Source organism: Bradyrhizobium sp. YCK136, assembly GCF_044570075.1.
In the GTDB taxonomy this organism is placed as follows: Bacteria; Pseudomonadota; Alphaproteobacteria; order Rhizobiales; family Xanthobacteraceae; genus Bradyrhizobium; species Bradyrhizobium diazoefficiens.
In genome coordinates this window covers 1,679,554-1,704,385 of record NZ_CP172424.1, presented here as the reverse complement: position 1 = coordinate 1,704,385, position 24,832 = coordinate 1,679,554, and the positions used below count along the sequence as shown (strand labels likewise).

Sequence of the window (24,832 nt, the reverse complement as noted above, 5' to 3'; positions counted from 1 at the left end):
CAAAGCAAAATCATGCGACGACCATTCAACCTAAAACTGCGCTAGCTGAGAATGCCTGTCAAGCAGACCCTATTTTTCAATGAAGAATTTGAACGGCGTCTTGCGCGTTTTCTGCTGACAATGCCGTGACGTGTGCGCGCGCGAGTATTGCCGGATGAATTTATCAGCAGCGTGACGAAAATTACGGCGACCACGCGCATTCAAGATTTACGCGAGGCATCCGCATGAGAAGCCGATCATAGCGCATCGAAAGTTCCGTTATCGTTCCGCGCTACGCTGGCCACTCTCGGAGCCTCTACGCAACGGCAACAGGCTATCATCGCGATGCGTGGCGGCATCTGCCGCAATGTTTCCCTCGCACCGGCTCTGCCGCAACGATGATCGGCGACCCAAGCTTCCTGGAGAGTTCATCGGCAAGGATGCGCAACAAGATATCGACGGGAGCCGCCCGGCACAAAGCCAGTCGCGCTTACTCTGGTCCGGGGCTTACTTCGCCTTCCCCGCCAGCCACTCCCGCCCCTCGCCGTAGAGCTTCTCGACCTCGGCACCGGTAGGCCCGGCATGTCGCGCTTCACCTTGTAGCCGATCAGCTCCTGCATGTAGGCGAGATGGCGGTAGCCTTCGGGCAGCGCGGCGAGCGCTTGCTGGTCGAGGCGGAGCGTCGCGGCGGGATCGACCGGGTCGATCCGGTCCTTCTCGTAGATCGGCTGGCGGCGGACGATGCCCCATTTTCCCTGCCGCTTCTCCAGGAAATCGTAGAAGCGTCCGGTGCAGACGACGTCGCAGAGCACGTCGTGCACGCCCGCGCGCTGCGAGATCGTCATCTTCGTCTGCGCAATGGCGCGCTCGCCGGACAAATCGATGCTGGTGCCGCCGAGGAAATGCAGGATGCGCACGCCCTTGGCGAATCCCTCCTGGCTGACGCGGATGAAATCCCGCGCCGGCCCCTGAAACCAGGTGGCGGACATCCAGCCTTCCTTATATGATGATTGGTCAAGCCATCGGCTCTCCATTGTTTTGCTCCATTAGTTTGGCCTCCAGTATCCAGGTGAACCCAGGTCTTTCCTCGACCGGTAAACAGCCGGGACAACCTTATATCCGGTCGCTGCGCCAAGCAGCGGCACCACATTCCCGCATTCGATGGGCTGGGCTCAGGAAGGCGCTACCATCCTCATACTCGGCTGTTTAAGCCAAAGAAGACTTCCGGTTCGCCCGCCTGGATCTGCTGAAGCTGATCAGGCTTCAGTAGATGACGATGTGGAGCAGTTTCTACGCATTCTTCAGCTTCGCCCCGTCAATCACGACGCCAACCGTCACATATTTCCACAAAGCAACGAGTAGTTTGCGGGCGAGTGCGACAACGATTTTCTTGCGCTGGGCAGAACCACTCGATGCTGCTCGCTGCCGGAACCAGCGGGTTAGCGCAGAATCAGGCTGATGGCGCAGCCAGAGCCAGGCCAGCTGTATCATCGTGGTGCGTAACCGCGGGTTGCCAGCTTTCGACACTCCTTGATCACGATCAACGGATCCGCTCTGCCACGGTGTTGGTGCTAATCCCGCGTAAGCCGCGATTTGTCGGCGATTGTCAAAGTGCCTGTAAAAGCCTTCCGTCCAGAGCAGAGATGCGAACTCAGGTCCGATACAACGCACGTTCTCGAGCATGGAAATGGCGCTATTTGCCTCTTTCCGTTCGGACGCCAGAAGCTTATCGCGCTCCGCCTCGATCACTTTGATCTGCTCGATCACCAATTCAAGACGGTCAAGTTCTCGCGATATCTGGGCTTTCAAGAAAGGTGCGAGCGGCCGACCATCGCCAGTGCGAAGCTCTTCGAGGCGAGATCGTCGATCGCGATTCAGTGGTCGGTAGCCCGAAATACCTTGTGCGAACAGAAGTCCCTCAATCCGGTTGACGTGCGTCAGTCGCTCGACAACCAGGGCTTTCCTTTCCCGGACGAGCCGACGCCGGTCTTCCTCGTCATGGGATGGAATCCGAACCATCGCACATGTTCGTGGCTCACCCCGTTTGAACGACATAAGTGCGCGGACGAGTGTTTCTCCGTCGATACGATCGGTTTTAGCTCGGCGTGCTTTTCTGGGCACCGCTATCGATGTCGCATCCACCACATGGCTCTCAACACCTTCGTCGGCCAAGACGCGATGGACCCAGAACCCATCAAGGCCTGCCTCCTGGATAACGATCACGGGGAGCCAAGAATCGGTCTTACGGTGCGCCCTGGCGCGGAGCTCGTTGAGCAAGCTGAGCAGCCGTCCGATCTGGCCGGCTGGGAGACCCTTCCGCGCCATCTTGGTATCGATGGCCGGCACGAATGAAGTCACCAGCCAAGTTGACTGGCTCAACTCCACCGAGACGTAAATTGCCTTGGCTACATCCATCCGGGTTTCCGCTGCTTGCTGAGACATCACTTTCATCTGTACTCGCTCCCCATGATTACGACTTGCCCAGCCTTTCGCCGGCCGGCGCCGACGTCAATCATGGGACTCGTGCCAGACGGTCGCAAACCGCTCCCAGTCGCCGGCATCCCGCCAGACCGCCCAATCCTCGATGAGGTCGCGGATGGCGAGACGATCGAGGAGTTGCGGGGCCATGGTACGTCTCTCCGGGCGGCTTGAGGCTGCGATGGATGTCATCGGCCCGACGTATCAACGGGGCAATTGGGTTGCCGTCAAGCGCCCGATGCTTCACCGCCGTTCGAATTGCCCACAGCGAGAGAAACGCGATACGAGCAACGAGCCTTGCAATCAACCTGGCCGCGACTAATATCCGCACCGATGCAGATGAAATTCCCTTTGTTGGCCGCGTTTCTCGGATTACTCGCGGTTTCCCCCACACACGCGCAAACAGATTTGCAGACCGAACGCGCGACGGCCTGGAAGGCAAGACTGTCGGCGCACATAGCCGGCTACCGTCAATTTCCGGCTGAAGCACTGGGGCAAACCGGCGAGGCCAGGGTCACATTCGTCATCGACCGGTCCGGCAGGTTGATCTCACAGGCTCTGGCCGTGAGCACCGGCTCTCGGCCACTCGACGTTGCCGCGCTGCAGATCGTCGCTCGTGCCCAACCGTTTCCGGCGCCGCCTTCGGAGCTCAAGGATGAGTCACTCACGTTGACAGTGCCGATTGTCTTCAATGGCCGTCAATTCCAGCTGCAACCTTCCGGGCTAGTGCTGAGCAGGCCCGGTCCTGTGCTCACGGAGGAGGATGCCATGGCCGCCTGGCGGAAGGTGGCCACCGAACATGTCTGGCGTCACAGGGTGTTTCCTTCGGAGGCGATGGGTCAGATAGGCAATGCTGGCGTCACATTCGTGATCGACCGCTCGGGCAAATTGATCTCGCACGCTTTGGTGGAAAGCACAGGCTCCCCGCCCCTGGATGCAGCAGCTCTCAAAATGGTGGAGCGAAGCGAACCATTTCCGAAGCCGCCTCCCGAGGCCAAGGACGACCTCCAGCGGATTACCATCTTCATGACTCTCGACGGCGTGCAACGCTTGGTCGAGCCCGGGCCGTGGGCGGACGAGGCCAAATTGAAGGCCAAGATCAACAGCGTCTGCCGAGGTTGTTGAACAGGGTATCGGCAAACAAAAAACGGCGCGCCTTGCGACGCGCCGTCTTCTTGTTCGATACAGGTCTTCTTACGCCGCCGGCGCCTTGGGCGTGCGGTTGCGCGAGTTGCGCTGGAAGAACAGCGCCTGGCTTGCCACCGCCGACACCATCGCCGGCTGGAACGGCTTCGAGATCAGGAACGCGGGCTCCGGGCGCTCGCCGGTGAGGAAGCGCTCCGGGTAGGCGGTGATGAACACCACCGGCACCTCGAAGGTGCGCAGCAATTCGTTAACCGCGTCGAGCCCCGACGAGCCGTCAGCGAGCTGGATGTCGGCGAGGATCAGGCCGGGCCGCCTGTTCTTGGCCAGCGCCACGGCATCGGCATGCGTGCGCGCGACGCCGACGACGTTGTGGCCGAGATTCTTCACCAGGCTCTCGAGGTCCATGGCGATGAAGGTCTCGTCCTCGATGATCAGCACGTCGGTGGCGATCTCCGCCGCCATCTCGCGCCCCGCTGCGTCCGCAAGCCGCCGCGTCTCGGCGACATCGGTGCCGAGGATGAAGGCGACCTCCTCTTCCGAGAATCCCTCGAGCGAAAGCAGCAGGAAGGCCTGCCGCGGCAGCGGCGTGATGTTCGACAGCCGCCGCTCCGGCGGCATCGGCAGGGTGGTCACCTCGGAGTCGTCGTTGACGGAGACGGAATTCCAGATCTGGGTGAACAGCCGGAACAGGCCCGCGCGCGGGCCATGGCTTTCGTCGAGCACGGCGGGATCACCGAGCATGGCTTCCAACATGGCTGCGACATAGGCGTCGCCGGAAGCCTGGCTGCCCGTCAGGGCGCGTGCATACCGGCGCAACAACGGCAAGTGTTCAGCGACAAGCTGTGAACGGGACATCCCCACTCCATTCATCTTCGGACCGACCTTAGAGAAGACTTTAGAGACATCACGAGGGGAGGCCCGGGTTCCCCTGCTGGGGCTGACTACGTCTCAGGGCAAGAAAAGTTCCGCAGCCGGCGGAACTTTTTCTCGAACCTGGAATTGTGCCTATCCAGGGAACGGCTCCGGTTGAGGAAACTTCTCGAATTTACAGTCACTTACACTCGGGGAAACGTGGAACAGGTCATGAAAGATCTCAAGTCTCAAGCCAGCAAAAGCACGACCCCCGGCAAGGGAGGGCTCACTCCGGAGATCCAATCCCGGATCGGGCATCAGCTCCGCGCCATGTACGACGACGTCGTACGGCAGGGGGTTCCAGATCGGTTCGCAGAACTGATCAAGAAGCTTGATGCGCCGGGAGCGACATCCCAAGTGGGAAATGAGGGCGGATCCAACGACAACAACAATGGGAGGGATTAATGCCTCTCACGGACTCCCTGCGTAACGACATCCTCGCGGCCGTGCCAAGTCTGCGCGCGTTCGCGATCTCGCTCAGCGGCAACGCCGACCGCGCCGACGATCTGGTGCAGGAAACGCTGTTGCGCGCGCTTGCCAACATCGACTCGTTCCAGCCCGGCTCCAACCTGCCGGCCTGGCTGTTCACGATCCTGCGCAATCTGTTCCGCTCCGACTATCGCAAGCGGCGGCGCGAGGTCGAGGACGCCGAGGGCAATTATGCGAAGACGCTGAAGACGCAGCCCTCGCAGAACGCGCATCTCGAGTTCGAGGAGTTTCGCACCGCGCTCGAGAAGCTTCCGCAGGACCAGCGCGAAGCGCTGATCCTGGTCGGCGCCTCCGGCTTCTCCTATGAGGACGCGGCCTCGATCTGCGGCTGCGCGGTCGGCACGATCAAGAGCCGGGTCAACCGGGCACGTTCGAAGCTCGCCGCGCTGCTCTATGTCGACGGCGCCGAGGATTTCGGGCCTGACGAGACGGTGCGCGCCGTGATCGGCGGCAGCGGCGGATAGCGGCCGGCGTCAACCGGACTGAGACGACAAGCATGAAGGCGGCCGTTTCCGCGACCGCCTTCATGCACGCGTTGAGAATCGGGCGCGCCGCCCGATCACTCGTCCACGAATGTCACGGTGTCAGCGACGCTCGCCCGCGAGGTGCGGTAGCTGTTGACCTTGTGGGCGTGGTCGGCATAGCCGAACGAGATGCCGCAGACGACGCGGCGGTCGTCGGGCAGATTGAAGTGACGACGGATCAGGCCGGAATGGCGCGCCAGCGCCGCCTGCGGAATGGTGCCGAGCCCGAGCGCCTGGGCGGCCAGCATGAAGTTGGAGACATAGGCCCCGCAATCGATCGCGCCGTAGATGCCGAGCGGCTCGTTGGTGTGGATCACAGCCACATGCGGCGCGCCGAAGAAATTGTAGTTCTCCAGCGCCTGCCTGGCGTAGCCGCTTCTGTCGCCGCGGCGAATCCCGAGCGTGTTGTAGAGCTGAAAGCCGCTCTCACGGCGGCGATCGAGATAGACGCCGACATATTCGCGCGGCGGGGTGAAATCGTAATCGTCGCCGAGTCCGCTGGAGGCTTCCTTGTAGATCAGCTGGCGAAAGCGCTCCTTGGCCTCGCCGCTGGCGATCATGACCTGCCAGGGCTGGCTGTTGCACCAGGACGCGGTGCGCTGCGCGGTGCTCAGCACGTGCTCGATGGTGGCGCGATCGACCTCTTTGGGAAGGAAAGCGCGGACGGAGTAGCGCTCGTTGAGCAGCTCTTCGAGCACGCCGATGCGGTTATTCTGATTCACTTTTGCGTCCATTGATCAGCTCGCATTGTTCTCTTCGTAGGGTGGGCAAAGGCGCCATAGCGCCGCGCCCACCAACAGACCTACCTCGGCGCACCTGCATATGGTGGGCACGCTTCGCTTTGCCCACCCTACGATACTAGCGTCCCTTGGTCGGGATCTTGTTATACGGCACGTCCTTGTCGACGCGGATGTCGCCCGGCAGGCCCAGCACGCGCTCCGCGATGATGTTGCGCAGGATCTCGTCAGTGCCGCCGGCAATACGCATCGAGGGCGAGGACAGCAGCATTTGCTGGAACTGGCCCTGCACCGTCTCCTCGTCGCTGCCCGTGAGAACGCCGGCCGCACCCTGGAGGTCCATGGCGTAGGTCGCGATGTCCTGGAGCATCATGCCCGAGACCAGCTTGCCGATCGAGTTCTCCGGACCCGGCTGCTCGCCTTTCGACAGCGCCGAGATCGCACGGTAGCTGGTATATTTCAGCCCGCTCGACTTCACCGCCCAGCTGGCAAGCTTCGAGCGCACCGCGGGATCGTCGATGGCAAGCCCGTCCTCCAGCATCAGGTTCGCGCAGAACTCGAACATCTCAGGCACGCCGGTCGCGAGCCGCGAGCCGATCGACATGCGCTCGTTCATCAGCGTGGTCAGCGACACGCTCCATCCCTCGCCGACGGCGCCGAGCCGCTGGCTGTCTGATATCACCACGTCGGTGAAATAGACCTCGTTGAACTCCTGCATGCCGTTGGCCTGCTTGATCGGCCGCACCTCGACGCCCGGGCTCTTCATGTCCAGGAAGAACATGGTGAGGCCCTTGTGCTTGGGTACGCTCGGATCGGTGCGCGCGATCAGAAGGCCGAAGTCGGAATAATGCGCACCCGAGGTCCAGATCTTCTGGCCGTTGACGATCCAATTGTCGCCCTTCTTCTCCGCACGCGTGCGCAGGCCCGCAACGTCAGAGCCGGCCGAGGGTTCAGAGAACAGCTGGCACCAGATCTCCTCGCCCGAGGCGAGCTTCGGCAGATGGCGACGCTTGGCGTCCTCGCTGCCCCAGGCCATCACGGTCGGCCCGCACATGCCTTCGCCGATCTGGAACGGCTGCGTCAGCTTGCCGTAGACGCCCTCCTCCTGCTGCCAGATCACGCGCTCGATCGGCGTGGCGCCGCGGCCGCCATATTCCTTCGGCCAGTGCAGGCAGGCCCAATTGCCCTCGAACTTCTTCTTCTGCCAGGCCTTGCCGACATCGACGATGTCGTGCTTCGCAAGCCGGATGCGACCGAGCGAGGATTTTGACAGCTCGGCATGCAGCTCCTTCGGCGCGTTGGCCTCGACCCATTGGCGCGCAGTCTCGCGGAATGCGGCTTCCTGCGGGGTATCGTCGAAATTCATGGCGGCTTCCTTTTCCTAGTCATTCCGGGGCGCGCAACGCGCGAACCCGGAATCCAGAGGTTACTTACGCATCTCGAGATTCTCAGATGTGCAATTGCACATCGTAGTTCGGCTCTTCGAGCCGCCCCGGAATGACGGCTAATTCCTTCCCTTGGTCGGGATCTTGTTGAACGGCACGTCCTTGTCGACCCGGATGTCGCCCGGCAGGCCCAGCACCCGCTCGGCGATGATGTTGCGCATGATCTCGTCGGTGCCACCTTCGACACGGGTGCCCGGCGCACGCAGCAGCATGGCCTGGAAACGGCCGGCGAGTTCGGCATCCTCGGGGCCGCTGACGACCCCGCTCGCGCCCTGCAAGTCCAGCGCATAGGCCGCGACGTCCTGGATCATCGAGCCCGCCACCAGCTTGCCGATCGAATTTTCCGGCCCTGGCCGCTCGCCCTTCGACAGCGCCGAGATCGCGCGCATGCTGGTGTAGCGCAGGCCGCTCGCCTTCACCGCCCAGTTCGCCAGCTTCGAGCGCACCGCGCGATCCTCGATCGCCGGACCGTTGTCCAGCATCAGGCCGGAGCAATAGTCGAACAACTCAGGGAAACCGGTCGAGACGCCCGCGCCGATCGACATGCGCTCGTTCATCAGCGTGGTCAGCGAGACGTTCCATCCGTCATTGACCTCGCCGAGGCGCTGATGGTCGGGAATCCGCACGTTGGTGAAATAGACCTCGTTGAAATCGGAGGCGCCGCTCGCCTGCTTGATCGGCCGCACCTCGACGCCCGGGCTCTTCATGTCCAGGAAGAACATGGTGAGACCCTTGTGCTTGGGCACGGTCGGATCGGTGCGGGTAAGCAGGATGCCGTAATCGGAATAATGCGCGCCTGATGTCCAGATCTTCTGGCCGTTGATGACCCATTCATCGCCGTCCTTCTCCGCCCGCGTGCGCAGGCCCGCGACGTCGGAGCCGCCGGCGGGCTCGGAGAACAGCTGGCACCAGACCTTTTCGCCGGAGGCGAGCGGCGGCAAATAGCTGCGCTTATGCTCCTCGCGCGCGAACGCCATCATGGTCGGCCCGCACATGCCGTGGCCGATGATGAACATATGGGAGAGTTTTCCGAACGGGCCCTCTTCCTGCTGCCAGATCACGCGCTCGATCGGCGAGGCGCCGCGGCCGCCATACTCCTTCGGCCAGTGCAGGCAGGCCCAGCCGGCATCGGCCTTCTTCTTCTGCCAGGCCTTCGCGACCTCGAGAATGTTGGCGTTCTTGAGCTGGGTGCGGCCGAGCGAGGATTTGCGCAGCTCTTCCTCGTACTGCCTGGGTGCGTTCGCACCGATCCAGGCGCGCGCCAGGCTGCGGAATTCGGCTTCCTGCGGGGTGTCGTCGAAGTTCATGATGTCTCTCTTTTTCCGTCATTCCGGGGCGCGCGCAGCGCGAACCCGGAATCTAGATGTTATTCACTCATCTCCGGATTCCGGGTTCGCCGCTGTGCGGCGCCCCGGAATGACGACAACATCAAGCCGCGTTCTTCTTGCGCATGCGGTCGATCAGCTGGTCTTCCCAATAGGACAGGCTGCCGAGGGCCAGCGCCATCGCGTTCGCCCGGCGGTAGTACATGTGGCAGTCGAACTCCCAGGTGAAACCCATGCCGCCGTGCACCTGGATGTTGTTCTTGGCGCAGTGCTGGAACGCCTGCGTGGCGCTGATGCGGGCGGCGGCGGCGGCTTCCGGCAATTCCGATGCATTGGTCGAAAGCGCCCAGGCGCCGTAATAGCTGTTGGAGCGCGCCAGCGTCGCCGAGACATACATATCGGCCAGCATGTGCTTGACCGCCTGGAACGAGCCGATCTGACGGCCGAAGGCAATGCGGTCGAGCGCGTAGTCGCGGCCCATCTCCAGCGCGCGGTCGGAGCCGCCAACCTGCTCGAAGGCGCACAGCACGGCGGCACGGTCGAGCACCTGGGTGAGGATGCTCCAGCCCTCGCCGGCAGCGCCCAGCGGCTCGGCCTTGCAGTCCTTGAAAGTGATCTCCGCCTGGCCACGAGTCGGATCGAGGTTGGTCAGGCCTTTCACCTCGACGCCGCCGCCCTTGAGATCGACCAGGAATAGCGAGATGTCGCTCTCACGCCCGCTCGAACCCGTGCGAGCTGCAACGACGGCGAAGTCGGCGATCGCGCCATCGGCCACAGGCTTCTTGACGCCGTTAAGCACGCCATTCGCAGCAGCGAGCTTGATGGCCTTCGGCGACGGATTGCCCTTGCCCTCGAACAGCGCCAGCGTCCCGATCGCCTCGCCCGAGGCAATTGCCGGCAGCCATTTTTTCTTCTGCGCGTCGCTGCCGGCGATCAGCAGTGCTTCGGCGGCGAGATAAACGGTCGAGGAGAACGGCACCGGCGCGTTGGCCCGGCCCATCTCTTCCGCGATCACGCAAAGCTCGAGATGGCCGGCGCCGGCACCGCCGAATTCCTCGGGGATTGCGACGCCGAGAAATCCCATCTCGGCAAGCCCCTTCCACAGCTCCTTGTCGTAGGGCGCCTTGCCGTCGAGCACGACGCGCACCGCCTTGGGCGGGCATTTTTCGGTGAGGAATTTGCGCGCCTGATCGCGAAGCTGCTTCTGGTCGTCGGAGAAGTCGAAGTTCATGGCGGGCTACCTTTGTTTATTCGTTGTCATTTATTGCCGTCATTCCGGGGCGCGCGGAGCGCGAGCCCGGAATCCATATCCCCCAGCCGGGGTTATGGATTCCGGGCCTGCGCCTCTCGGCGCATCCCGGAATGACGAATGGAGAGAGGAGTGTTTCATCGCAGCACGACCACATCCTGATCCGGCTTGTCCGCATAGAGCCGCTCCACCAGCGCGGCGCGGCGCTCGAGGCCCGCGCGCTGGTTGATGTAACCCTTGTCGGTGAGCTCATTGCCGTCGATCGAGGGCGGCTCGACCATCAGCATGGCGCGCGCGATGATGCGGCTGCTGGCGCCTTCGCACTCCTTGTTGTGCGTCTCCAGACCGCGCCTGAAGCAGGCGATCACCTCGGGATGCTTCACGGCATCCTCAAAGCTGAGATCGGGATTGCCGACGAGCTGGCGGCAGGCATGCAGGTTCGGCCAGGCGAGCAGGCCGATGAAGGCGCGATCCTGCCCCGCGACCAGCGCGTCATGCACGACAGGCGTCGTGGCTGCGATGGTGTCGGTGCGGAGCGAGCCGACATGGACGAACGTGCCGGTGGTGAGCTTGAAGTCTTCGATGACGCGCCCGGCAAAGATGATGCCCTTCACCGGATCGGCATCGTCGACAAAAATGCCGGCATCGCCGATGCAGTAGAAGCCTTCCTCGTCGAACATCTTCCTGGTCAGCTCGGGCTGGCCGAAATAGCCGGGCGTGACGTTGACACCGCGCAGACGCAGCTCGTATTTCGAGCCGCACGGCACCATCTTCAATTCGACGCCGGGGAAGGGCAGGCCGATCAGGCCAACGCGCTCGGTGTCCCAATAGGTGCCGGTCGAGGTCGGCGCAGTCTCGGTCGAGCCCCAGCCGGTGTAGAACACGATCCGTTCGCCGGTGGTCTTCACTGCGAGATCCTGCATGCGGTCGTAGAGATCATCAGGCAGTCGCGCGCCGCCATAGGCCATGATCGACAGGTTCTTGAAGAAGGAGCGGCAGAGCGCATCGTCCTTCTCCATGGCAGCGGCAAGCGCGGCGTAGCCGGCCGGCACGTTGGCGTAATAGGTCGGCGAGATCTCGCGCAGATTGCGCAGCGTCTCCTCGAACTGGCCCGGCATCGGCCGGCCGTCGTCGATATAGAGCGTGCCGCCGTCGACCAGGATGGGATGGAACGCCGCATTGCCGCCCATCGTGTGGTTCCACGGCATCCAGTCCAGCATGGTCGAGATCGGACCGCTTGGATCGCGCGGCCGCACCTGCATCATCATCGCCGCATTGGCGCACATCATCGCTTGCGTGTTGATGACGGCTTTTGGCATGCCGGTCGAACCTGACGTGAACAGCAGCTTGCCGACGGTGTCGGGCGTGATCCTGGCAATCGACTCCTCGACGGCGCCGGTCACCGGCGTTGCCGCAAGCTCGGCAAAGCTGACGCTCTTGATACCCTCGCAGGGCCGCAAGACGTGAACGACGGTGACGCCGGTGAGGTCGATCGCCCTCAGTGCCTTCTCGAAGGTCGGGCCGTCCTGCACCATCACCACGGCCGGCTTGATCAGGTCGAACAAATATTTCAGCTTGACGTGATCGTGGCTCATCAACGAGTAGGCCGGCGACACGGGAGCCGCCGGGACGCGCGCCTGCATCGCAGCCTGTGTCATCAGCGCATGCTCGATCGAGTTGCCGGACAGGATCGTGACCGGGCGGCCATCGAGACCGAGATCGAGCAGGCCTTGCGTCAGCGCATCCACGGTGCGCTTGGCTTCGCCGTAAGAGACCTTCCGCCATTCGCGATTCGGTCCGCCGCGCTGGGCGAGCCAGATGCGCTCGGGTGCTTGCGTCGCCCATTTCGCCAGCGAGGCCGGGATGTGCTTCTCGTAAGGTTGCAGCGGAATGCGCGACTTCAGCACCACCGTGCCGTCGCCGCGGCGCTCGACGTCGATGTCGCGTGCCAGCCACTCGACCTTGCGAAAGGCGGGCTTCGTCATCACCGCCGCCGCGCTGCCACTCATTTTGCGTCTCCCGGAATTACTGTCCTTTGCGGATCTTCGTCGTTCAGCGCCTGATATAGACAGGCTTTCGCTTCTCAAGGAAGGCCCTGATGCCTTCCGAAAATTCCTCGGAGCGGCTGCACAGGACCTGATTGCGGTCCTCCATCGCGATCGCGGCTTCCAGCGATCCGGCATCGACGCTCATGTTGAGACATTCTTTCGAGAGGCGAAGCCCCACGGGCGAGGCCGTGATCATCGCATCGATGTAAGGCTCGGCAGCGTCATCGAGCTTGTCTTCGTCGACGACCTCGGAGACGAGACCGACCGCGAGCGCCCGCTCGGCGCCGATGAAGCGTCCCGTGAGGATCAGCTCGGAGGCGACGGAGACACCGACGAGGCGCGGCAGGAAATAGCTGGTGCCGATGTCGCAGCCGCCAAGGCCGAGCTTGATGAAGGCGCAGTTCATCCGCGCCGATTTCGTCGCGATCCGGATGTCGGAGGCGAGCGCCAGCGCAAAGCCGCCGCCCGCCGCCGCGCCCTGCAGCAGCGCCAGGATCGGCTGCGGACAGCGCCGCATCAGCATCACGATGTCGGCAATGCGGCGCTGCGAGTCCAGCGACTCGGTGACGCCGGGCGGCTCCTGCTGCCCGGCACGGCGCGCCATCGCGGCCTTGAGATCGAGGCCCGCGCAAAAATTCTTGCCGGCGCCCTTCAGCACCACCACGCGCGTATCGCGATTGCGCTGCAGCCCCTGGAAGTAGGTGTTGAGCGCATCGATCAGCGCGGGATCGAGCGCGTTGAGGCTGTCAGGACGATTGAGCGTCACCCGGTCGACGCCGTCGTTGTGCTCGATCAGCAGCGGTTGGGACATGCGCGATCTTCTTCATCCGCAACGATGGTGCCGATTGCTGCGCCCTCTCCCCTTGTGGGAGAGGGCATGTACGTCGCTCGACGCGCATTCGCTCGGGTGAGGGGTCTGCCTCCACAGATGAGACCGCGGAGCGAACCCCTCATCCGTCGCGCTATGCGCGCCACCTTCTCCGACAAGGGGAGAAGGGAAGAGAGCTCTACCGCGGCGCCATGCGGATCGCGCCGTCGAGGCGGATGGTCTCGCCGTTCAGCATCGGGTTCTCGACGATGTGCACCGCGAGCATGCCGTATTCATTGGCGTCGCCGAGACGCGCGGGATGCGGCACCTGGGCGCCAAGGCTCTTGCGAGCCTCTTCGTTCAGGCCCATCAGCAGCGGCGTCAGGAACAGGCCGGGCGCGATGGTGTTGACGCGGATCTTCTGGCTGGCGAGGTCACGCGCGGCAGGCAGCGTGAGGCCGACGACGCCGCCCTTGGAGGCCGCATAGGCGATCTGGCCGATCTGGCCTTCATAGGCGGCAACAGAAGCGGTGTTGACGATGACGCCGCGCTCTTCGCCGATCGGCTCGGCGGTGACGAGGCGCTCGGCGAACAGCCGCAGGCAGTTGAAGGTGCCGATCAGGTTGACGTTGATGATGCGCGCGAACTTTTCCAAGGGATAAACGCCGTCGCGACCGACGATGCGCTGCGAGCCGCCGATACCGGCGCAGTTCATCAGCACGCGGGCGATGCCATGGGCGGCTTCCGCCTTCGCGATCGCCGCCTTGATCTGCTCCTCGCTGGTGACGTCGGCATGCAGCGCGACGCCCTTCACCTCGGCCGCGACCTTCTCGGCGTTTTCCTTGCTCTGGTCGATCACGCCGATCTTGGCGCCCTTGGCGGCCATGGCGCGGGCGGTCGCGGCACCCAGGCCCGAACCACCGCCGGTGATGAGAACGGCTACGTCTTTCAGCTGCATCGCAAATACCTTTCCTTGGGCGTTTCTTCTCTAGACTTGAAGAGTTCGGCCGGATCATCCGGCCGCGGCGGCGTCCCCGGCTTGCGTGAGGATGCCGCCGCAGATCAGCGATTCCATGTGCTTGATGTATTGCCGGCAGACTTCGTCGGTGACCGGGCCGACGCCGGTCGCGCGGGACATCGCGTGCCGGCCGAAGAACAGGTGATCGCAGGCGCCGATCAGGCTGGTGTAGAACAGCACCGGATCGGTCTGGCGGAATTCGCCGCTGCTGACGCCTTCGGCGAGCAGGCGACGATGAAAATCCAGCAGCGGCGCGACGAAGAATTTCGAGACTTCGTCGGCAGAGCCGGCAACGCTCTCGTGCAGGAGATAGTGGATCAGCCGATTCATGTAGGGGAACCGGTGATAGGCGCGGATGATGCCGCCGATATGCAGCTTCAGCTTCGCGGTCGGCGTGATCGGCTGCGCCAGCAGATATTCGAGATTGGACAGCTCCGTCCCCGCATCGCGCTCGAGCAGCGCCAGCAGCAGGCCGTCCTTGTTGCCGAAGTGATATTTGACCAGCGCGGCGTTGGCGCCCGACTTCTGGGCGATGTCGGAGAGCGAAATCTCGATTGAGGAACGTTCGATCATCAGCTCGCTTGCGGCCACGAGCAATTTCTCTGCCGTGGAATTCTTTCCGCTGGGGAGCTTGGTCGGTACGCTGGTAGCCACGGAGTTCCCTGTTCTCGCCGCTTGAAGCGGGGCGCAGATAAGCCCAAGCAGCGCCTCATCACAAGAGTTAATTGATCGATTGACTAAATGACGTTGCACCCTTTTAATCCGCCCCGACAACCCAACCCGATCCAGAAAAATCCAGGGAGAAACCGAAATGGCCGAGGCTTACATCGTCGCCGCTGCGCGCACCGCCGGCGGGCGCAAGGGGGGCCGCCTCGCCGGCTGGCATCCGGCCGATCTCGCCGCCAAAGTGCTGGACGAGCTGGTCGATCGCGCCAAGGTCGACCCGGCCTTGGTCGAGGACGTGATCATGGGCTGCGTGATGCAGGTCGGCGAACAGTCCAACAATGTCGCGCGCAATGCGATCATGGCCTCGAAGCTGCCGGAGAGCGTGCCGGGCACCTCGATCGACCGCCAGTGCGGCTCCTCGCAGCAGGCGTTGCACTTCGCAGCCCAAGCCGTGATGTCCGGCACGATGGACGTCGTGATCGCGGCCGGCGTGGAATCGATGACGCGCGTGCCGATGGGCCTGTCATCGCAGCTCCCGGCCAAGAACGGCTTTGGCAATTACAAGAGCCCGGGCATCGAGGCGAGGTATCCGAACATCGTGTTCAGCCAGTTCACCGGCGCCGAGATGATGGCCGAGAAGTACGGCTTGTCGAAGAATGAGCTCGACGAATACTCCTTCAACAGCCACCAGCGCGCGATCGCGGCGACGCAAGCCGGTCACTTCAAGAAGGAGATCGTGCCGCTCGAGATCACGCGCGCCGACGGCTCCAAGGATACCCACCACATCGACGAGGGCATCCGCTTCGACGCCACGCTCGAAGGCATCAAGGGCGTCAAGCTGATCGCCGAGAACGGCAAGCTTTCCGCGGCCAGCGCCAGCCAGATCTGCGACGGCGCTTCCGGCGTCATGGTGGTGAACGAGCGCGGCCTGAAGCAGCTCGGCGTCAAGCGCTCGCGCGCATCCATCACATGACCATGACCGGCGGCGATCCCGTGATCATGCTCGACGCGCCGCTACACGCCACCAAGCGCGCGCTGGAGAAGGCCGGCATGACGATCGGCGACATCGACCTGTTCGAGGTCAACGAGGCCTTCGCCTCGGTGCCGACCGCCTGGCTCAAGACCACCGGCGCCGATCCGGAGCGTCTCAACGTCAATGGCGGGGCCATCGCGCTCGGCCATCCGCTCGGCGGCTCCGGCACCAAGCTGATGACCACGCTGATCAACGCGCTGCACCAGCGCGGCAAGCGCTACGGCCTGCAGACCATGTGCGAAGGCGGCGGCATGGCCAATGTGACGATCGTGGAGCGGCTGTAAGCTGCTTCGACACAGACGGTGTCGTCCCGGACAAGCGCGCCTAAAGCGCGCGACGATCCGGGATCCATAGCCACAGAAGGCTGTGGTTATGCCGCGCTGGAGCTCCATCTCGTTTCAACAACCGAGGCCTGTGGTTATGGATCCCGGCCTTCGCCGGGATGACACCTTTCTTGTTGAGAGACCTACGCTCATGACCCACCCCTCCATCCACGCCCGCGCCACGCCGAACAAGATCGCTTACCAGATGGCGGGCACCGGCAAGGCGATCACCTATCGCGAACTCGACGGGCTCTCGAACCAGGGCGCACACCTGTTCCGCTCGCTCGGCCTGAAGGCCGGCGATCACATCGCACTGTTGATGGAGAACCGGCTTGCCTTCATGGAGCTCTGCTGGGCCGCGCAGCGCAGCGGGCTCTATTACACCGCGATCAGCCGCTATCTGAAGCAGGACGAGATCGACTACATCATCGCCGATTGCGGCGCCAAGGTCGTGATCACCACGCCGAAATGCGCCGACCAGATCAAGGCCCTGATCAAGGGCACGCCCGGCGAGCCGGTCTTCTACATGATGGAGGAACCGCTGCCCGGCTTCCGCTCCTACGACAAGGAAGCCGCCGCGCAGCCGACGACGCCGATCTCCGACGAGGTCGCCGGCTACGACATGCTGTATTCGTCCGGCACCACCGGCCGGCCCAAGGGAATCAAGAAGGCGTTCGAGGGCAACAAGATCGACGTGCCGAACGCCTTCCTGCGCGTGCTCTGCGCCGACATGTGCGGCATGAATGCGGCGAGCACGTACCTCTCGCCGGCGCCGCTCTATCACGCGGCGCCCCTGCGCTTCAACATGATGGCGATCGTGCTCGGCGGCACCTCCATCATCATGGAGCATTTCGACGCCGAAGAATTCTTGAAGCTGGTCGAAAAGTATGAGGTCACGCAGTCGCAGCTCGTGCCGACCATGTTCGTGCGGATGCTCAAGCTGCCGGACGAGGTGCGCTACCGGTACAACGTCTCGACGCTCAAGGGCGCAATCCACGCCGCAGCCCCCTGCCCGGTCGACGTCAAAGCCAAAATGATCGAATGGTGGGGACCGATCCTGATCGAGTATTACGCCGGCTCGGAAGGCAACGGCGTCACCGTCTGCAACTCGCAGCAATGGCTGGAGCATCGCGGCAGCGTCGGCCGCGCCGTGGTCGGCAAGATCAAGATTCTCGACGAAAACGACGAGGAGCAACCGACCGGCGAAATCGGCACGGTCTATTTCGCCGACGCGCCTGCTTTCGCCTATCACAACGACCCCGAGAAGACGAAGAAGGCCTACAACGCCAAGGGCTGGTCGACGCTCGGTGACGTCGGCTATCTCGACAAGGACGGCTTCCTGTTTCTCACCGACCGCAAGTCCTACATGATCATTTCCGGCGGGGTGAACATCTACCCGCAGGAGACCGAGGACGTGCTCATCACCCACCCCGATGTCGCCGACGTCGCCGTATTCGGCCGAACGAGGAGATGGGCGAGGAGGTGAAGGCGGTGGTGCAGCCGCACGACATGACGCGTGCGGGCAAGGCGCTGGAAGCCGACCTGATCGCGTTCTGCAAGGGTCGCCTCTCCGCGATCAAGTGCCCGCGTTCGATCGATTTCGAGGCGGAGCTGCCGCGCACGCCGACGGGCAAGCTGGTGAAGCGGCATTTGCGCGACAGGTATTGGCCGAAGACAACAGCGAAGATCTAGCGCTCTCTCTTACCCTCCCCCTCCCGGGAGGGTGGCGGCATCCTCAATCAAACAGGCTCGGCGTGTGGTTCACCAGCGCGCCTTCGATCTCGAGCATCTTCAGTTTGGTGACGACGCCGCCATTGGCCGAGAAGCCGCCGGGCTTGTTGCCGGCCGCCAGCACCCGATGGCAGGGCACGACGATCGGGCACGGGTTGCGGCCGAGCGCCTGGCCGACGTCGCGCGACAGCTGGACGCCACCGAGCTGCTTGGCAATGTCGCCATAGGTGACGGTCTTGCCGGGCGGGATGGTACGGGCGATCTCGTAGACGCCGCGGTTGAAATCGGGCACGCCGTCGAGATCGAGCGGGATGTCGGTGAGGTCATCCGGCTCGCCTGCGAGCGATTTGTGATGCGGTCGATCGCCTGCTGCACCTCGGCGGTCGGCTCGGCTTCGCTGGCATCAGCGTGGCGCTGACTGATGCGGGTGCGGATCTTCTGCTCGCCGCCCATCGGCAGCTGCGTGCCGTTGATGCCGCGCGGGCCCCAGGCGACGGCGCAAAGGCCGATCCTGGTATCGAACAGGGCAAAATGCTGGTCGGTCATGGCTCGGTTCCTGGCTGCGTCCTCATCGCATGCCCCCAATGTGATCTCAGGCCAAATCTAGTACCCACTTTTCTTGGAACGTGAGTCGTGATTCAAGGTCGGGATGATACCCGAAGCAAGAGAAGTCCACCTTTCGAGGAAAGATCGCAAGGTGCTTGAGGCGTGCTGTCGCTCACCGGTGACGTTGCAGCGCGATTTGAAGCGGGCGCGGATAGTTCTGTTGGCGGCGGATGGGCGCAGCACCCGGTCGATCGCCAAGGAAGTTGGGGTCCAGCCGCGGATTGTCAGCCTTTGGCGGCATCGCTATGCCGACCATGGCCTTGAAGGGCTGCAAGACAAGCCGCGGCCTGGCAAGCAGCCGATCTATACGAAGACGACCGACAAGCGGATTCTGAAGCTGCTGGATAAGCCGCCACCGCAAGGGTTTGCGCGCTGGACCGGCCCCCTGCTGGCCGAGGCGCTGGGCGATGTCGATGTCCAATATGTCTGGCGGTTCCTGCGCAGCCACAAGATTGACCTGGTGGCTCGCAAGTCCTGGTGCGAGAGCAACGACCCGAACTTTACGGCCAAAGCCGCCGATGTTGTCGGCCTCTATGTCGCGCCGCCGGCGAAGGCCATTGTGCTGTGCGTGGACGAGAAGCCCTCGATCCAGGCTTTGGAGCGAGCGCAGGGTTATCTGAAGTTGCCCAATGGCCGCGCCTTGACCGGCCAAAGCCACGATTACAAGCGGCATGGCACCACAACATTGTTTGCGGCGCTCGAAGTCGCCACCGGAAAGATCATCGCGACCCATTCAAAACGCCGGCGCCGCGTCGAGTTTCTCGATTTCATGAACAGCGTCACCGCGGCTTTTCCGAACCGCAAGCTTCACGTCATCCTCGACAACCTCAACACCCATAAAAAGAACGAGGACTGGCTCAAGGCCCACCCCAACGTGCAATTTCATTTCACGCCGACAAGTGCGTCATGGCTCAATCAGGTCGAAGTATGGTTTTCCATCTTGCAGGGGCAGTCGCTCAGCGGCACCTCCTTCACGAGCCTCAAGCAGCTTCAGGAACACATCGATGCCTACGTCAACGCATACAACGACAGAGCCGAGCCCTTCGTCTGGACCAAGAAAAAGGTCCGTCAACGCCGTTTCAAAGGCCGCCGTATCACTCAGCTCTGATTCCGGGTACTAGGCTTGGAAATAGTTGCGATCCACCCGGTTTCCGGGAATCTTGCACAGAGTTCCAATTTCTCGCGAGCCCAGAATGCAACGCTTCCACGTCAACGGATACGACATGGCCTATATAGACGTGGGTGAAGACCGAGGCCGACCCCCGTTGGTCTGCGTGCACGGCTCGCTCAATGATTTCCGCGTCTGGGGCTGCGTGCTCGGGCCGCTGACGCAGCGGCATCGGGTGATCGCCGTCAGCCTGCGCCATTTCTTCCCCGACCGCTGGGACGGCGTCGACGATACCTATTCGATCGCCCAGCATGTCCAGGACGTCATCGCCTTCATCGAGAAGCTCGACGTCGGCCCGGTCGATCTGATGGGCCATTCCCGCGGCGGACACATCTGCTTTCGCGTGGCGCAGGCGCGCCCCGATCTGTTGCGGCGGCTGATCCTGGCGGAGCCCGGCGGAGAGCTCGATGCGAGCCTCGATCCCGATTATGCCGGCGGTCCCTCGCCGCTCCTGGCGCGATTCACGGCCTCGGCGGAGAAGATCGCGGCGGGCGATGTCGACGGCGGCCTCGCCGTGTTCGTCGACACGCTGGAGGGCGCCGGCACCTGGCCGCGGCTGCCGGCGATGGTGAAGCAGAATCTGCGCGACAACGCCTATACGTTGATCGGCCAGGTCCGCGACAACCGCCCGCCCTTCTCGGAGGCGGATGCGGCATCGATTCTGATGCCGACGCTGTTCATCCTGGGCGCGCGGACCAAGGGCCTGCTGCCGAAGGTGCTGCATGCGCTCGCCGCGCATGTGCCCTATTCCAAGACGGCGATCATCCCGAACGCGACGCATCCGATGTTCGAGCAGGCGCCGCAGAAATACTCCGAAGTCGTTCTGGATTTCCTGGCGGGCTGACCATGCAGACTTTTCGCGTCAACGGTTACGACATGGCCTATCTCGAAGTCGGGGAAGGTCCGCCGCTGGTCTGCGTGCATGGCACACTCGGGGATTTCCGCACCTGGTATTCGGTGCTCGGCCCGCTGTCGAAGAGCCATCGGGTGATCTCGGTCAGCCTGCGGCATTTCTTTCCCGAGCATTGGGACGCCGGCGGCGACGACTACAGGATGGCGCAGCACGTCGCCGATATGATCGCCTTCATCGAGCAGGTCAAGCCCGCACCCGTCAATCTGATGGGACATTCGCGCGGCGGCCACATCGCGTTCCGCGTCGCACAGGCACGACCTGATCTGTTGCGCAAACTGGTGCTGGCCGAGCCCGGTGGCGATCTCGACGCCAGCCTGCCGGTGCCTGAAGGCACGCCCGCGCACCCGCCGCTCGCGGCACGCACGGCGCGCTCGGTCGAGATGATCCGCGCCGGCGACATCGAGGGCGCGCTGCAGAATTTCTACGAGGGCATCGAAGGCGACGGCTCCTGGCGCCGCGTGCCGGCGGCGGCGAGGCAGCAATTGCGCGACAATACGCTCACCTTCCTCGGCCAGATCAACGAGCAGCGCAGGCCCTATACGCTCGCGGATGCGCAGGCGATCAGGACGCCGACACTCCTGGTCGGCGGCGGCGCGACGACGGGAAGCCTGTCGGTGATGTGGCGCGTGCTGGCGGAGCACATCGCAGGAGCCAGGACGGCGGTGATCGCGAATGCCGGCCACTGGATGTTCGAGCAGGCGCCGCTGGAGTTCGGCGAGGTGGTGAACGCGTTCCTGGCGGAGTAGGTGGGTGTAAGGAACGCACCGTCGTTGATCCCCCTCGCCCCGCTTGCGGGGAGAGGATGGGGTGAGGGGGAGCCTACGCGCAGACGGTGAGAGTGAGACTCGCGGAAGCTCCCCCTCACCCGGAATTTGCTACGCAAATTCCGGCCTCTCCCCCGCACGCGGGGAGAGGCGAAGAGACTCACACCTTCCACACGCCGACCGGCATCTTGATCGTCGCGTTGAGGCGGTTCCAGACGTTGATGGTCGCGATCGAGAGGATCAGCGTTGCAAGCTCGCGCTCGTCGAAATGCTTGGCGGCCTCATTCCAGATCGTGTCGGACACCGGATCCTCGCGGTCGGCGAGACGGGTGACCGCCTCGGTCAGAGCCAGCGCGGCGCGCTCGGCTTCGCTGAAATAAGGCGCGTCGCGCCAGGCCGAGACGGCGAACAGGCGCTCGTCGGTCTCGCCGGCCTTGCGGGCGATCTTCGGGTGCATGTCGACGCAGACGCTGCAACCATTGATCTGGCTGGCGCGCAGGTGCACCAGTTCCAGGAGCTTTTCCGGCAGGCCCTGTTTGGTCAAGTTGCCGAGAGATTGCAGAACATTCATGGCCTCGGGCAGGACCATACGGGGTGATTCATGCGAGCGTGCATAATTGTCGTCTCCATCTGTCGATTTTCGAAGGTTCCGGTCACATTGGCCGAATTGGCTTCGTCATGGGCATGACGGATCGAGATCCAGGAATGTGACCGATGACCCAAAAAAACTCTGAAGAAAATTTTCTCAGCCAGCAGTTCGAGGCCAACAGGGATCATTTGCGCGCGGTCGCCTACCGGATGCTGGGTTCCCGCGGCGAGATCGACGATGCCGTGCAGGAGGCCTGGCTGCGGCTCAGCCGGAGCGATACGTCCGATGTCGCGAATCTGCGGGGCTGGCTGACCACCGTGGTCGCGCGCATTTGCCTCGACATGCTGCGCGCAAGAAAGTCGCGCCGGGAGGACCCGATGGGCCCGCATGTACCGGAGCCGGTCGACGAGACGCGGGAGCGCGAAGCGGAGATGGCCGATTCCGTCGGCGCGGCACTCCTGATCGTGCTGGAAACATTGCAGCCGGCCGAGCGGCTCGCCTTCGTGCTGCATGACATGTTCGCGGTGCCCTTCGAAGAGATCGCGCCGATCGTCGGGCGCTCCGTCGATGCCTCGCGCCACTTGCCAGCCGTGCGCGGCGGCGCGTGCAGGGCGCGCCGGTGCCCGAGACGGACCTGTCACGTCAACGCAAGATCGTCGATGCCTTCCTCGCAGCTTCGCGCGAAGGCAATTTCGAGGGACTGCTTGCCGTGCTCGATCCCGACGTCGTCTTTCGCGCCGACCAGGCCGCGGTGCGGCTCGGTACGCTGCCGGAGATCCGCGGCGCGGATGCGGTCGCGAAGCTCTACAAGGGCCGCGCCCAGGCCGCGCGCACGGCACTGGTCGATGGCGAGATCGGTGTTGCGGTCATCCTCGGCGGGCAATTGCGCATCGCGCTGCGCGTGACCTTCAGCGGCGACCGGATCGCGGCAATCGAGGCGGTCGCCGATGCAGACGCGATTGCGTCGCTTGAGGTGGAGGTGCTCGAACGCTAGGCCGGCCGGATGCTGATCGAGCAGGGCAAGAAGAAGTAGGCGCCCAGCCGGGTAAGGCCGTTATCGCGAAAACAACCCCATGCACAGTAGGTGGCCCTAATGATATCAATCGTTTAGCAGCCCCCACAACGGCGGCTGACGCCGCGTCGGGACGCGCTTGACGCCTTCCGCCCCCCGACGTACCTTCGAACACGGAATTCCGTATTCCATCTAAGTGCTGTTGGAGCCGCCGGCGTGATCCCTCTCGACCCGCTCCCGAACCTGATCGACCAGGTCTATGGCCGGATCCTGGAGGCGATCTCCGATCGCACGTTGCAGCCCGGCCAGCGCATCCGGCAGAACGAGCTCGCCGACAAGCTCGGCGTGTCGCGCCAGCCGGTGTCGCATGCGCTGCACCTGCTGCATCGGCAGGGCCTCGTCGCCGAAAGCGGCCGGCGCGGCTTTGAGGTCACCCAGCTCGATCCCGCGCGCATCCGCCAGCTCTACGAGGTGCGCGGCGCCATCGACGCACTCGCCGCCAGGCTCGCCGCGACGCGCGCCGCAAGCGACGCGGCAGGACGCGCGCGGCTCGAGGTGGCGCTCGCCGCCGGGCGCCGCATCGATCGCAAGACGCCGCTTGCCGAGCTCATCGTGCTCGACGTCGATTTTCATCGCGCGATCTATCAGCTCGCCGGCAATCCCGTGATCGAGGAGACCATCGCGCCGCAATGGCCGCATATGCGCCGCTCGATGGCGACCGTGCTGTCGGAGCTCGATTATCGCGACAGCGCCTGGGCCGAGCATGCCGACATCGCAGCTCACATTCTCGCAGGCGACGCGAAGGCCGCCGAACGCGCCGCGCTGGCGCATGCGCAGACGGCCGGACGGATGACCGAGGAGAGGTTGCGGGCGACGGACGAGGCGGCGGCGTAGCTAAACGCTGTCATTCCGGGGCACGCGAAGCGTGAACCCGGAATCCATTGGGCCACAGAGACTGCGGATCAATGGATTCCGGGTTCGATGCTGCGCATCGCCCCGGAATGACAAGAACAAAACAACGGGAGGACGACCCATGAGACTGTCTCAGGAGCAATTGGAGTTCTTCCACCGCGAGGGCTGGCTGTTCCTGCCCGAATTGTTCAGCCAGGAGGAGGTCGATCTGCTCGCGCGCGAGGCGGTCGGCATTTACGACGCCAACCGGCCGGAGGTCTGGCGCGAGAAGAGCGGCGCGCCGCGCACGGCGTTTGCCGCGCATCTCTACAACGAGGCCTTCCGCATTCTGGGCGCGCATCCGCGCATGATCGACCCGGTCGAGCAATTGTTCGGCGAGCCTGTCTACATGCACCAGTTCAAGATCAACGCGAAATCGGCCTTCACCGGCGACGTCTGGCAATGGCACCAGGATTACGGCACCTGGAAGCGACGACGGCATGCCGGAGCCGCGCGCGATGAACATCGCGATCTTCCTTGACCAGGTGATGCCGATCAACGGCCCCCTGATGCTGGTGCCGCGCAGCCAGAATGCCGGCGATCTCGAAGCCTCGCATGACCTTGCCACCACGTCCTACCCGCTGTGGACGCTGGACGAGGACACCGTGACGCGCCTCGTCAAGCAGGGCGGCATCGTGGCGCCCACGGGCAAGCCCGGCGGCATGCTGATGTTCCACGGCAATCTCGTGCACGGCTCGGCCGGCAACATCACGCCCTACCCGCGCAAGATCGTGTACCTGACGCTGAACGCGGTCTCGAATTATATCCGTACCCCCACGCGGCCCGAATACATCGCCCACCGCGATTTCGCGCCGATCAAGACGGTGGACGACGACGCCCTGCTGCGCCTTGCCCGTGCGCCGCGGCAGGCGGCGGAGTAAGCTGTCATTCCGGGGCGCGACGAAGTCGCGAGCCCGG

The 24,832-nt window shown here is 63.6% G+C and carries 18 protein-coding genes and 7 pseudogenes; 11 read left to right on the top strand and 14 right to left on the bottom strand.

The features are described from left to right. Window positions 1–486 precede the first annotated feature (486 nt). The 3 genes and pseudogenes from ACFLEY_RS08050 to ACFLEY_RS08040 form a co-directional block, all read right to left on the bottom strand. A pseudogene (locus ACFLEY_RS08050) lies at window positions 487–983 on the bottom strand (nuclear transport factor 2 family protein); the annotation flags it as partial. Between the two features lie 286 nt (window positions 984–1,269). Continuing rightward, on the bottom strand, window positions 1,270–2,430 hold the full coding sequence (locus ACFLEY_RS08045) for an IS110 family transposase (RefSeq protein WP_018273816.1): 1,161 nt from the start codon (window positions 2,428–2,430) through the stop codon (window positions 1,270–1,272). Between the two features lie 69 nt (window positions 2,431–2,499). Beyond that, window positions 2,500–2,607 (bottom strand): annotated as a pseudogene (locus tag ACFLEY_RS08040) (nuclear transport factor 2 family protein); the annotation flags it as partial. Between the two features lie 183 nt (window positions 2,608–2,790). Between ACFLEY_RS08040 and ACFLEY_RS08035 the strand changes: the two are divergent. After that, complete coding sequence (locus ACFLEY_RS08035) at window positions 2,791–3,582, top strand: energy transducer TonB (RefSeq protein WP_028173822.1); 792 nt, start codon at window positions 2,791–2,793, stop codon at window positions 3,580–3,582. Window positions 3,583–3,651: 69 nt separating this feature from the next. On the opposite strand, the gene ACFLEY_RS08030 is transcribed toward ACFLEY_RS08035, so the two are convergent. Next, a complete protein-coding gene (locus tag ACFLEY_RS08030) occupies window positions 3,652–4,458 on the bottom strand; it encodes a response regulator (protein ID WP_060908861.1) in 807 nt (268 codons plus the stop codon). A 228-nt stretch (window positions 4,459–4,686) separates the two neighbouring features. On the opposite strand from ACFLEY_RS08030, the gene ACFLEY_RS08025 reads away from it, so the two are divergent. Next, complete coding sequence (locus ACFLEY_RS08025; RefSeq protein WP_028173820.1) at window positions 4,687–4,920, top strand: NepR family anti-sigma factor; 234 nt, start codon at window positions 4,687–4,689, stop codon at window positions 4,918–4,920. Further along, a complete protein-coding gene (locus ACFLEY_RS08020; RefSeq protein ID WP_011090521.1) occupies window positions 4,920–5,468 on the top strand; it encodes a sigma-70 family RNA polymerase sigma factor in 549 nt (182 codons plus the stop codon). Before ACFLEY_RS08025 ends, ACFLEY_RS08020 begins: the two co-directional genes overlap by 1 nt. A gap of 95 nt (window positions 5,469–5,563) precedes the next feature. On the opposite strand, the gene ACFLEY_RS08015 is transcribed toward ACFLEY_RS08020, so the two are convergent. The 8 genes from ACFLEY_RS08015 to ACFLEY_RS07980 all read right to left on the bottom strand — a co-directional run bounded on the left by ACFLEY_RS08015 (window position 5,564) and on the right by ACFLEY_RS07980 (window position 14,755). After that, window positions 5,564–6,262, bottom strand: a complete 699-nt coding sequence (locus tag ACFLEY_RS08015) for a nitroreductase (protein WP_060908862.1) — start codon at window positions 6,260–6,262, stop codon at window positions 5,564–5,566. Window positions 6,263–6,386: 124 nt separating this feature from the next. Further along, entirely contained in the window at window positions 6,387–7,631 is a 1,245-nt protein-coding gene (locus tag ACFLEY_RS08010; protein WP_060908863.1) for an acyl-CoA dehydrogenase, read from the bottom strand. A 138-nt stretch (window positions 7,632–7,769) separates the two neighbouring features. Beyond that, window positions 7,770–9,017 carry an acyl-CoA dehydrogenase gene (locus tag ACFLEY_RS08005; RefSeq protein ID WP_060908864.1) on the bottom strand — a complete coding sequence of 416 codons (1,248 nt, stop codon included), beginning with the start codon at window positions 9,015–9,017 and terminating at the stop codon, window positions 7,770–7,772. Between the two features lie 121 nt (window positions 9,018–9,138). After that, window positions 9,139–10,266, bottom strand: coding sequence for an acyl-CoA dehydrogenase family protein (locus ACFLEY_RS08000; protein ID WP_011090525.1), 1,128 nt, complete (start codon window positions 10,264–10,266; stop codon window positions 9,139–9,141). A 155-nt stretch (window positions 10,267–10,421) separates the two neighbouring features. Then, entirely contained in the window at window positions 10,422–12,293 is a 1,872-nt protein-coding gene (locus ACFLEY_RS07995; protein WP_060908865.1) for an AMP-binding protein, read from the bottom strand. 43 nt (window positions 12,294–12,336) lie between these two features. Further along, the gene (locus tag ACFLEY_RS07990) at window positions 12,337–13,143 is read right to left on the bottom strand and encodes an enoyl-CoA hydratase/isomerase family protein (protein ID WP_060908866.1); all 807 of its coding nucleotides are present in this window, start codon (window positions 13,141–13,143) and stop codon (window positions 12,337–12,339) included. 196 nt (window positions 13,144–13,339) lie between these two features. Then, entirely contained in the window at window positions 13,340–14,098 is a 759-nt protein-coding gene (locus tag ACFLEY_RS07985) for an SDR family NAD(P)-dependent oxidoreductase (protein WP_011090528.1), read from the bottom strand. A 54-nt stretch (window positions 14,099–14,152) separates the two neighbouring features. Then, complete coding sequence (locus ACFLEY_RS07980; RefSeq protein WP_060908867.1) at window positions 14,153–14,755, bottom strand: TetR family transcriptional regulator; 603 nt, start codon at window positions 14,753–14,755, stop codon at window positions 14,153–14,155. Between the two features lie 214 nt (window positions 14,756–14,969). Here ACFLEY_RS07980 and ACFLEY_RS07975 point away from each other — a divergent pair. After that, window positions 14,970–16,141 (top strand): annotated as a pseudogene (locus tag ACFLEY_RS07975) (acetyl-CoA C-acetyltransferase). A 190-nt stretch (window positions 16,142–16,331) separates the two neighbouring features. After that, a pseudogene (locus tag ACFLEY_RS07970) lies at window positions 16,332–17,872 on the top strand (acyl-CoA synthetase). Between the two features lie 43 nt (window positions 17,873–17,915). On the opposite strand, the pseudogene ACFLEY_RS07965 reads toward ACFLEY_RS07970, so the two are convergent. Next, window positions 17,916–18,457 (bottom strand): annotated as a pseudogene (locus ACFLEY_RS07965) (methylated-DNA--[protein]-cysteine S-methyltransferase). A gap of 103 nt (window positions 18,458–18,560) precedes the next feature. Here ACFLEY_RS07965 and ACFLEY_RS07960 point away from each other — a divergent pair. From ACFLEY_RS07960 to ACFLEY_RS07950, 3 genes are all read left to right on the top strand, one after another. Further along, a complete protein-coding gene (locus ACFLEY_RS07960) occupies window positions 18,561–19,625 on the top strand; it encodes an IS630-like element ISRj1 family transposase (protein ID WP_026192128.1) in 1,065 nt (354 codons plus the stop codon). A gap of 85 nt (window positions 19,626–19,710) precedes the next feature. Then, a complete protein-coding gene (locus ACFLEY_RS07955; protein WP_060908869.1) occupies window positions 19,711–20,529 on the top strand; it encodes an alpha/beta fold hydrolase in 819 nt (272 codons plus the stop codon). A gap of 2 nt (window positions 20,530–20,531) precedes the next feature. Next, complete coding sequence (locus ACFLEY_RS07950) at window positions 20,532–21,344, top strand: alpha/beta fold hydrolase (protein ID WP_060908870.1); 813 nt, start codon at window positions 20,532–20,534, stop codon at window positions 21,342–21,344. A gap of 178 nt (window positions 21,345–21,522) precedes the next feature. Here the strand turns inward: ACFLEY_RS07950 and ACFLEY_RS07945 are convergent, their stop codons facing one another. After that, window positions 21,523–21,933: a carboxymuconolactone decarboxylase family protein gene (locus ACFLEY_RS07945; RefSeq protein WP_082757117.1), complete on the bottom strand. Its 411-nt coding sequence runs from the start codon at window positions 21,931–21,933 to the stop codon at window positions 21,523–21,525. 143 nt (window positions 21,934–22,076) lie between these two features. Here ACFLEY_RS07945 and ACFLEY_RS07940 point away from each other — a divergent pair. From ACFLEY_RS07940 to ACFLEY_RS07930, 3 genes and pseudogenes are all read left to right on the top strand, one after another. Then, a pseudogene (locus ACFLEY_RS07940) lies at window positions 22,077–22,945 on the top strand (sigma-70 family RNA polymerase sigma factor). A gap of 234 nt (window positions 22,946–23,179) precedes the next feature. Then, on the top strand, window positions 23,180–23,857 hold the full coding sequence (locus ACFLEY_RS07935; protein ID WP_060908872.1) for a GntR family transcriptional regulator: 678 nt from the start codon (window positions 23,180–23,182) through the stop codon (window positions 23,855–23,857). A 139-nt stretch (window positions 23,858–23,996) separates the two neighbouring features. Then, window positions 23,997–24,795 (top strand): annotated as a pseudogene (locus ACFLEY_RS07930) (phytanoyl-CoA dioxygenase family protein). Window positions 24,796–24,832 lie beyond the last annotated feature (37 nt).

Bases quoted from the DNA above. Each gene is read 5' to 3' on its own strand.
- ACFLEY_RS08030 (WP_060908861.1), bottom strand. From the start codon at position 4,458: ATGTCCCGTTCACAGCTTGTCGCTGAACACTTGCCGTTGTTGCGCCGG.
- ACFLEY_RS08035 (WP_028173822.1), top strand. From the start codon at position 2,791: ATGCAGATGAAATTCCCTTTGTTGGCCGCGTTTCTCGGATTACTCGCG.
- ACFLEY_RS07995 (WP_060908865.1), bottom strand. From the start codon at position 12,293: ATGAGTGGCAGCGCGGCGGCGGTGATGACGAAGCCCGCCTTTCGCAAG.
- ACFLEY_RS07950 (WP_060908870.1), top strand. From the start codon at position 20,532: ATGCAGACTTTTCGCGTCAACGGTTACGACATGGCCTATCTCGAAGTC.
- ACFLEY_RS08000 (WP_011090525.1), bottom strand. From the start codon at position 10,266: ATGAACTTCGACTTCTCCGACGACCAGAAGCAGCTTCGCGATCAGGCG.
- ACFLEY_RS07960 (WP_026192128.1), top strand. From the start codon at position 18,561: ATGATACCCGAAGCAAGAGAAGTCCACCTTTCGAGGAAAGATCGCAAG.
- ACFLEY_RS07990 (WP_060908866.1), bottom strand. From the start codon at position 13,143: ATGTCCCAACCGCTGCTGATCGAGCACAACGACGGCGTCGACCGGGTG.
- ACFLEY_RS08005 (WP_060908864.1), bottom strand. From the start codon at position 9,017: ATGAACTTCGACGACACCCCGCAGGAAGCCGAATTCCGCAGCCTGGCG.
- ACFLEY_RS08010 (WP_060908863.1), bottom strand. From the start codon at position 7,631: ATGAATTTCGACGATACCCCGCAGGAAGCCGCATTCCGCGAGACTGCG.
- ACFLEY_RS08045 (WP_018273816.1), bottom strand. From the start codon at position 2,430: ATGAAAGTGATGTCTCAGCAAGCAGCGGAAACCCGGATGGATGTAGCC.
- ACFLEY_RS07955 (WP_060908869.1), top strand. From the start codon at position 19,711: ATGCAACGCTTCCACGTCAACGGATACGACATGGCCTATATAGACGTG.
- ACFLEY_RS08025 (WP_028173820.1), top strand. From the start codon at position 4,687: ATGAAAGATCTCAAGTCTCAAGCCAGCAAAAGCACGACCCCCGGCAAG.
- ACFLEY_RS08020 (WP_011090521.1), top strand. From the start codon at position 4,920: ATGCCTCTCACGGACTCCCTGCGTAACGACATCCTCGCGGCCGTGCCA.
- ACFLEY_RS07985 (WP_011090528.1), bottom strand. From the start codon at position 14,098: ATGCAGCTGAAAGACGTAGCCGTTCTCATCACCGGCGGTGGTTCGGGC.
- ACFLEY_RS08015 (WP_060908862.1), bottom strand. From the start codon at position 6,262: ATGGACGCAAAAGTGAATCAGAATAACCGCATCGGCGTGCTCGAAGAG.
- ACFLEY_RS07945 (WP_082757117.1), bottom strand. From the start codon at position 21,933: ATGAATGTTCTGCAATCTCTCGGCAACTTGACCAAACAGGGCCTGCCG.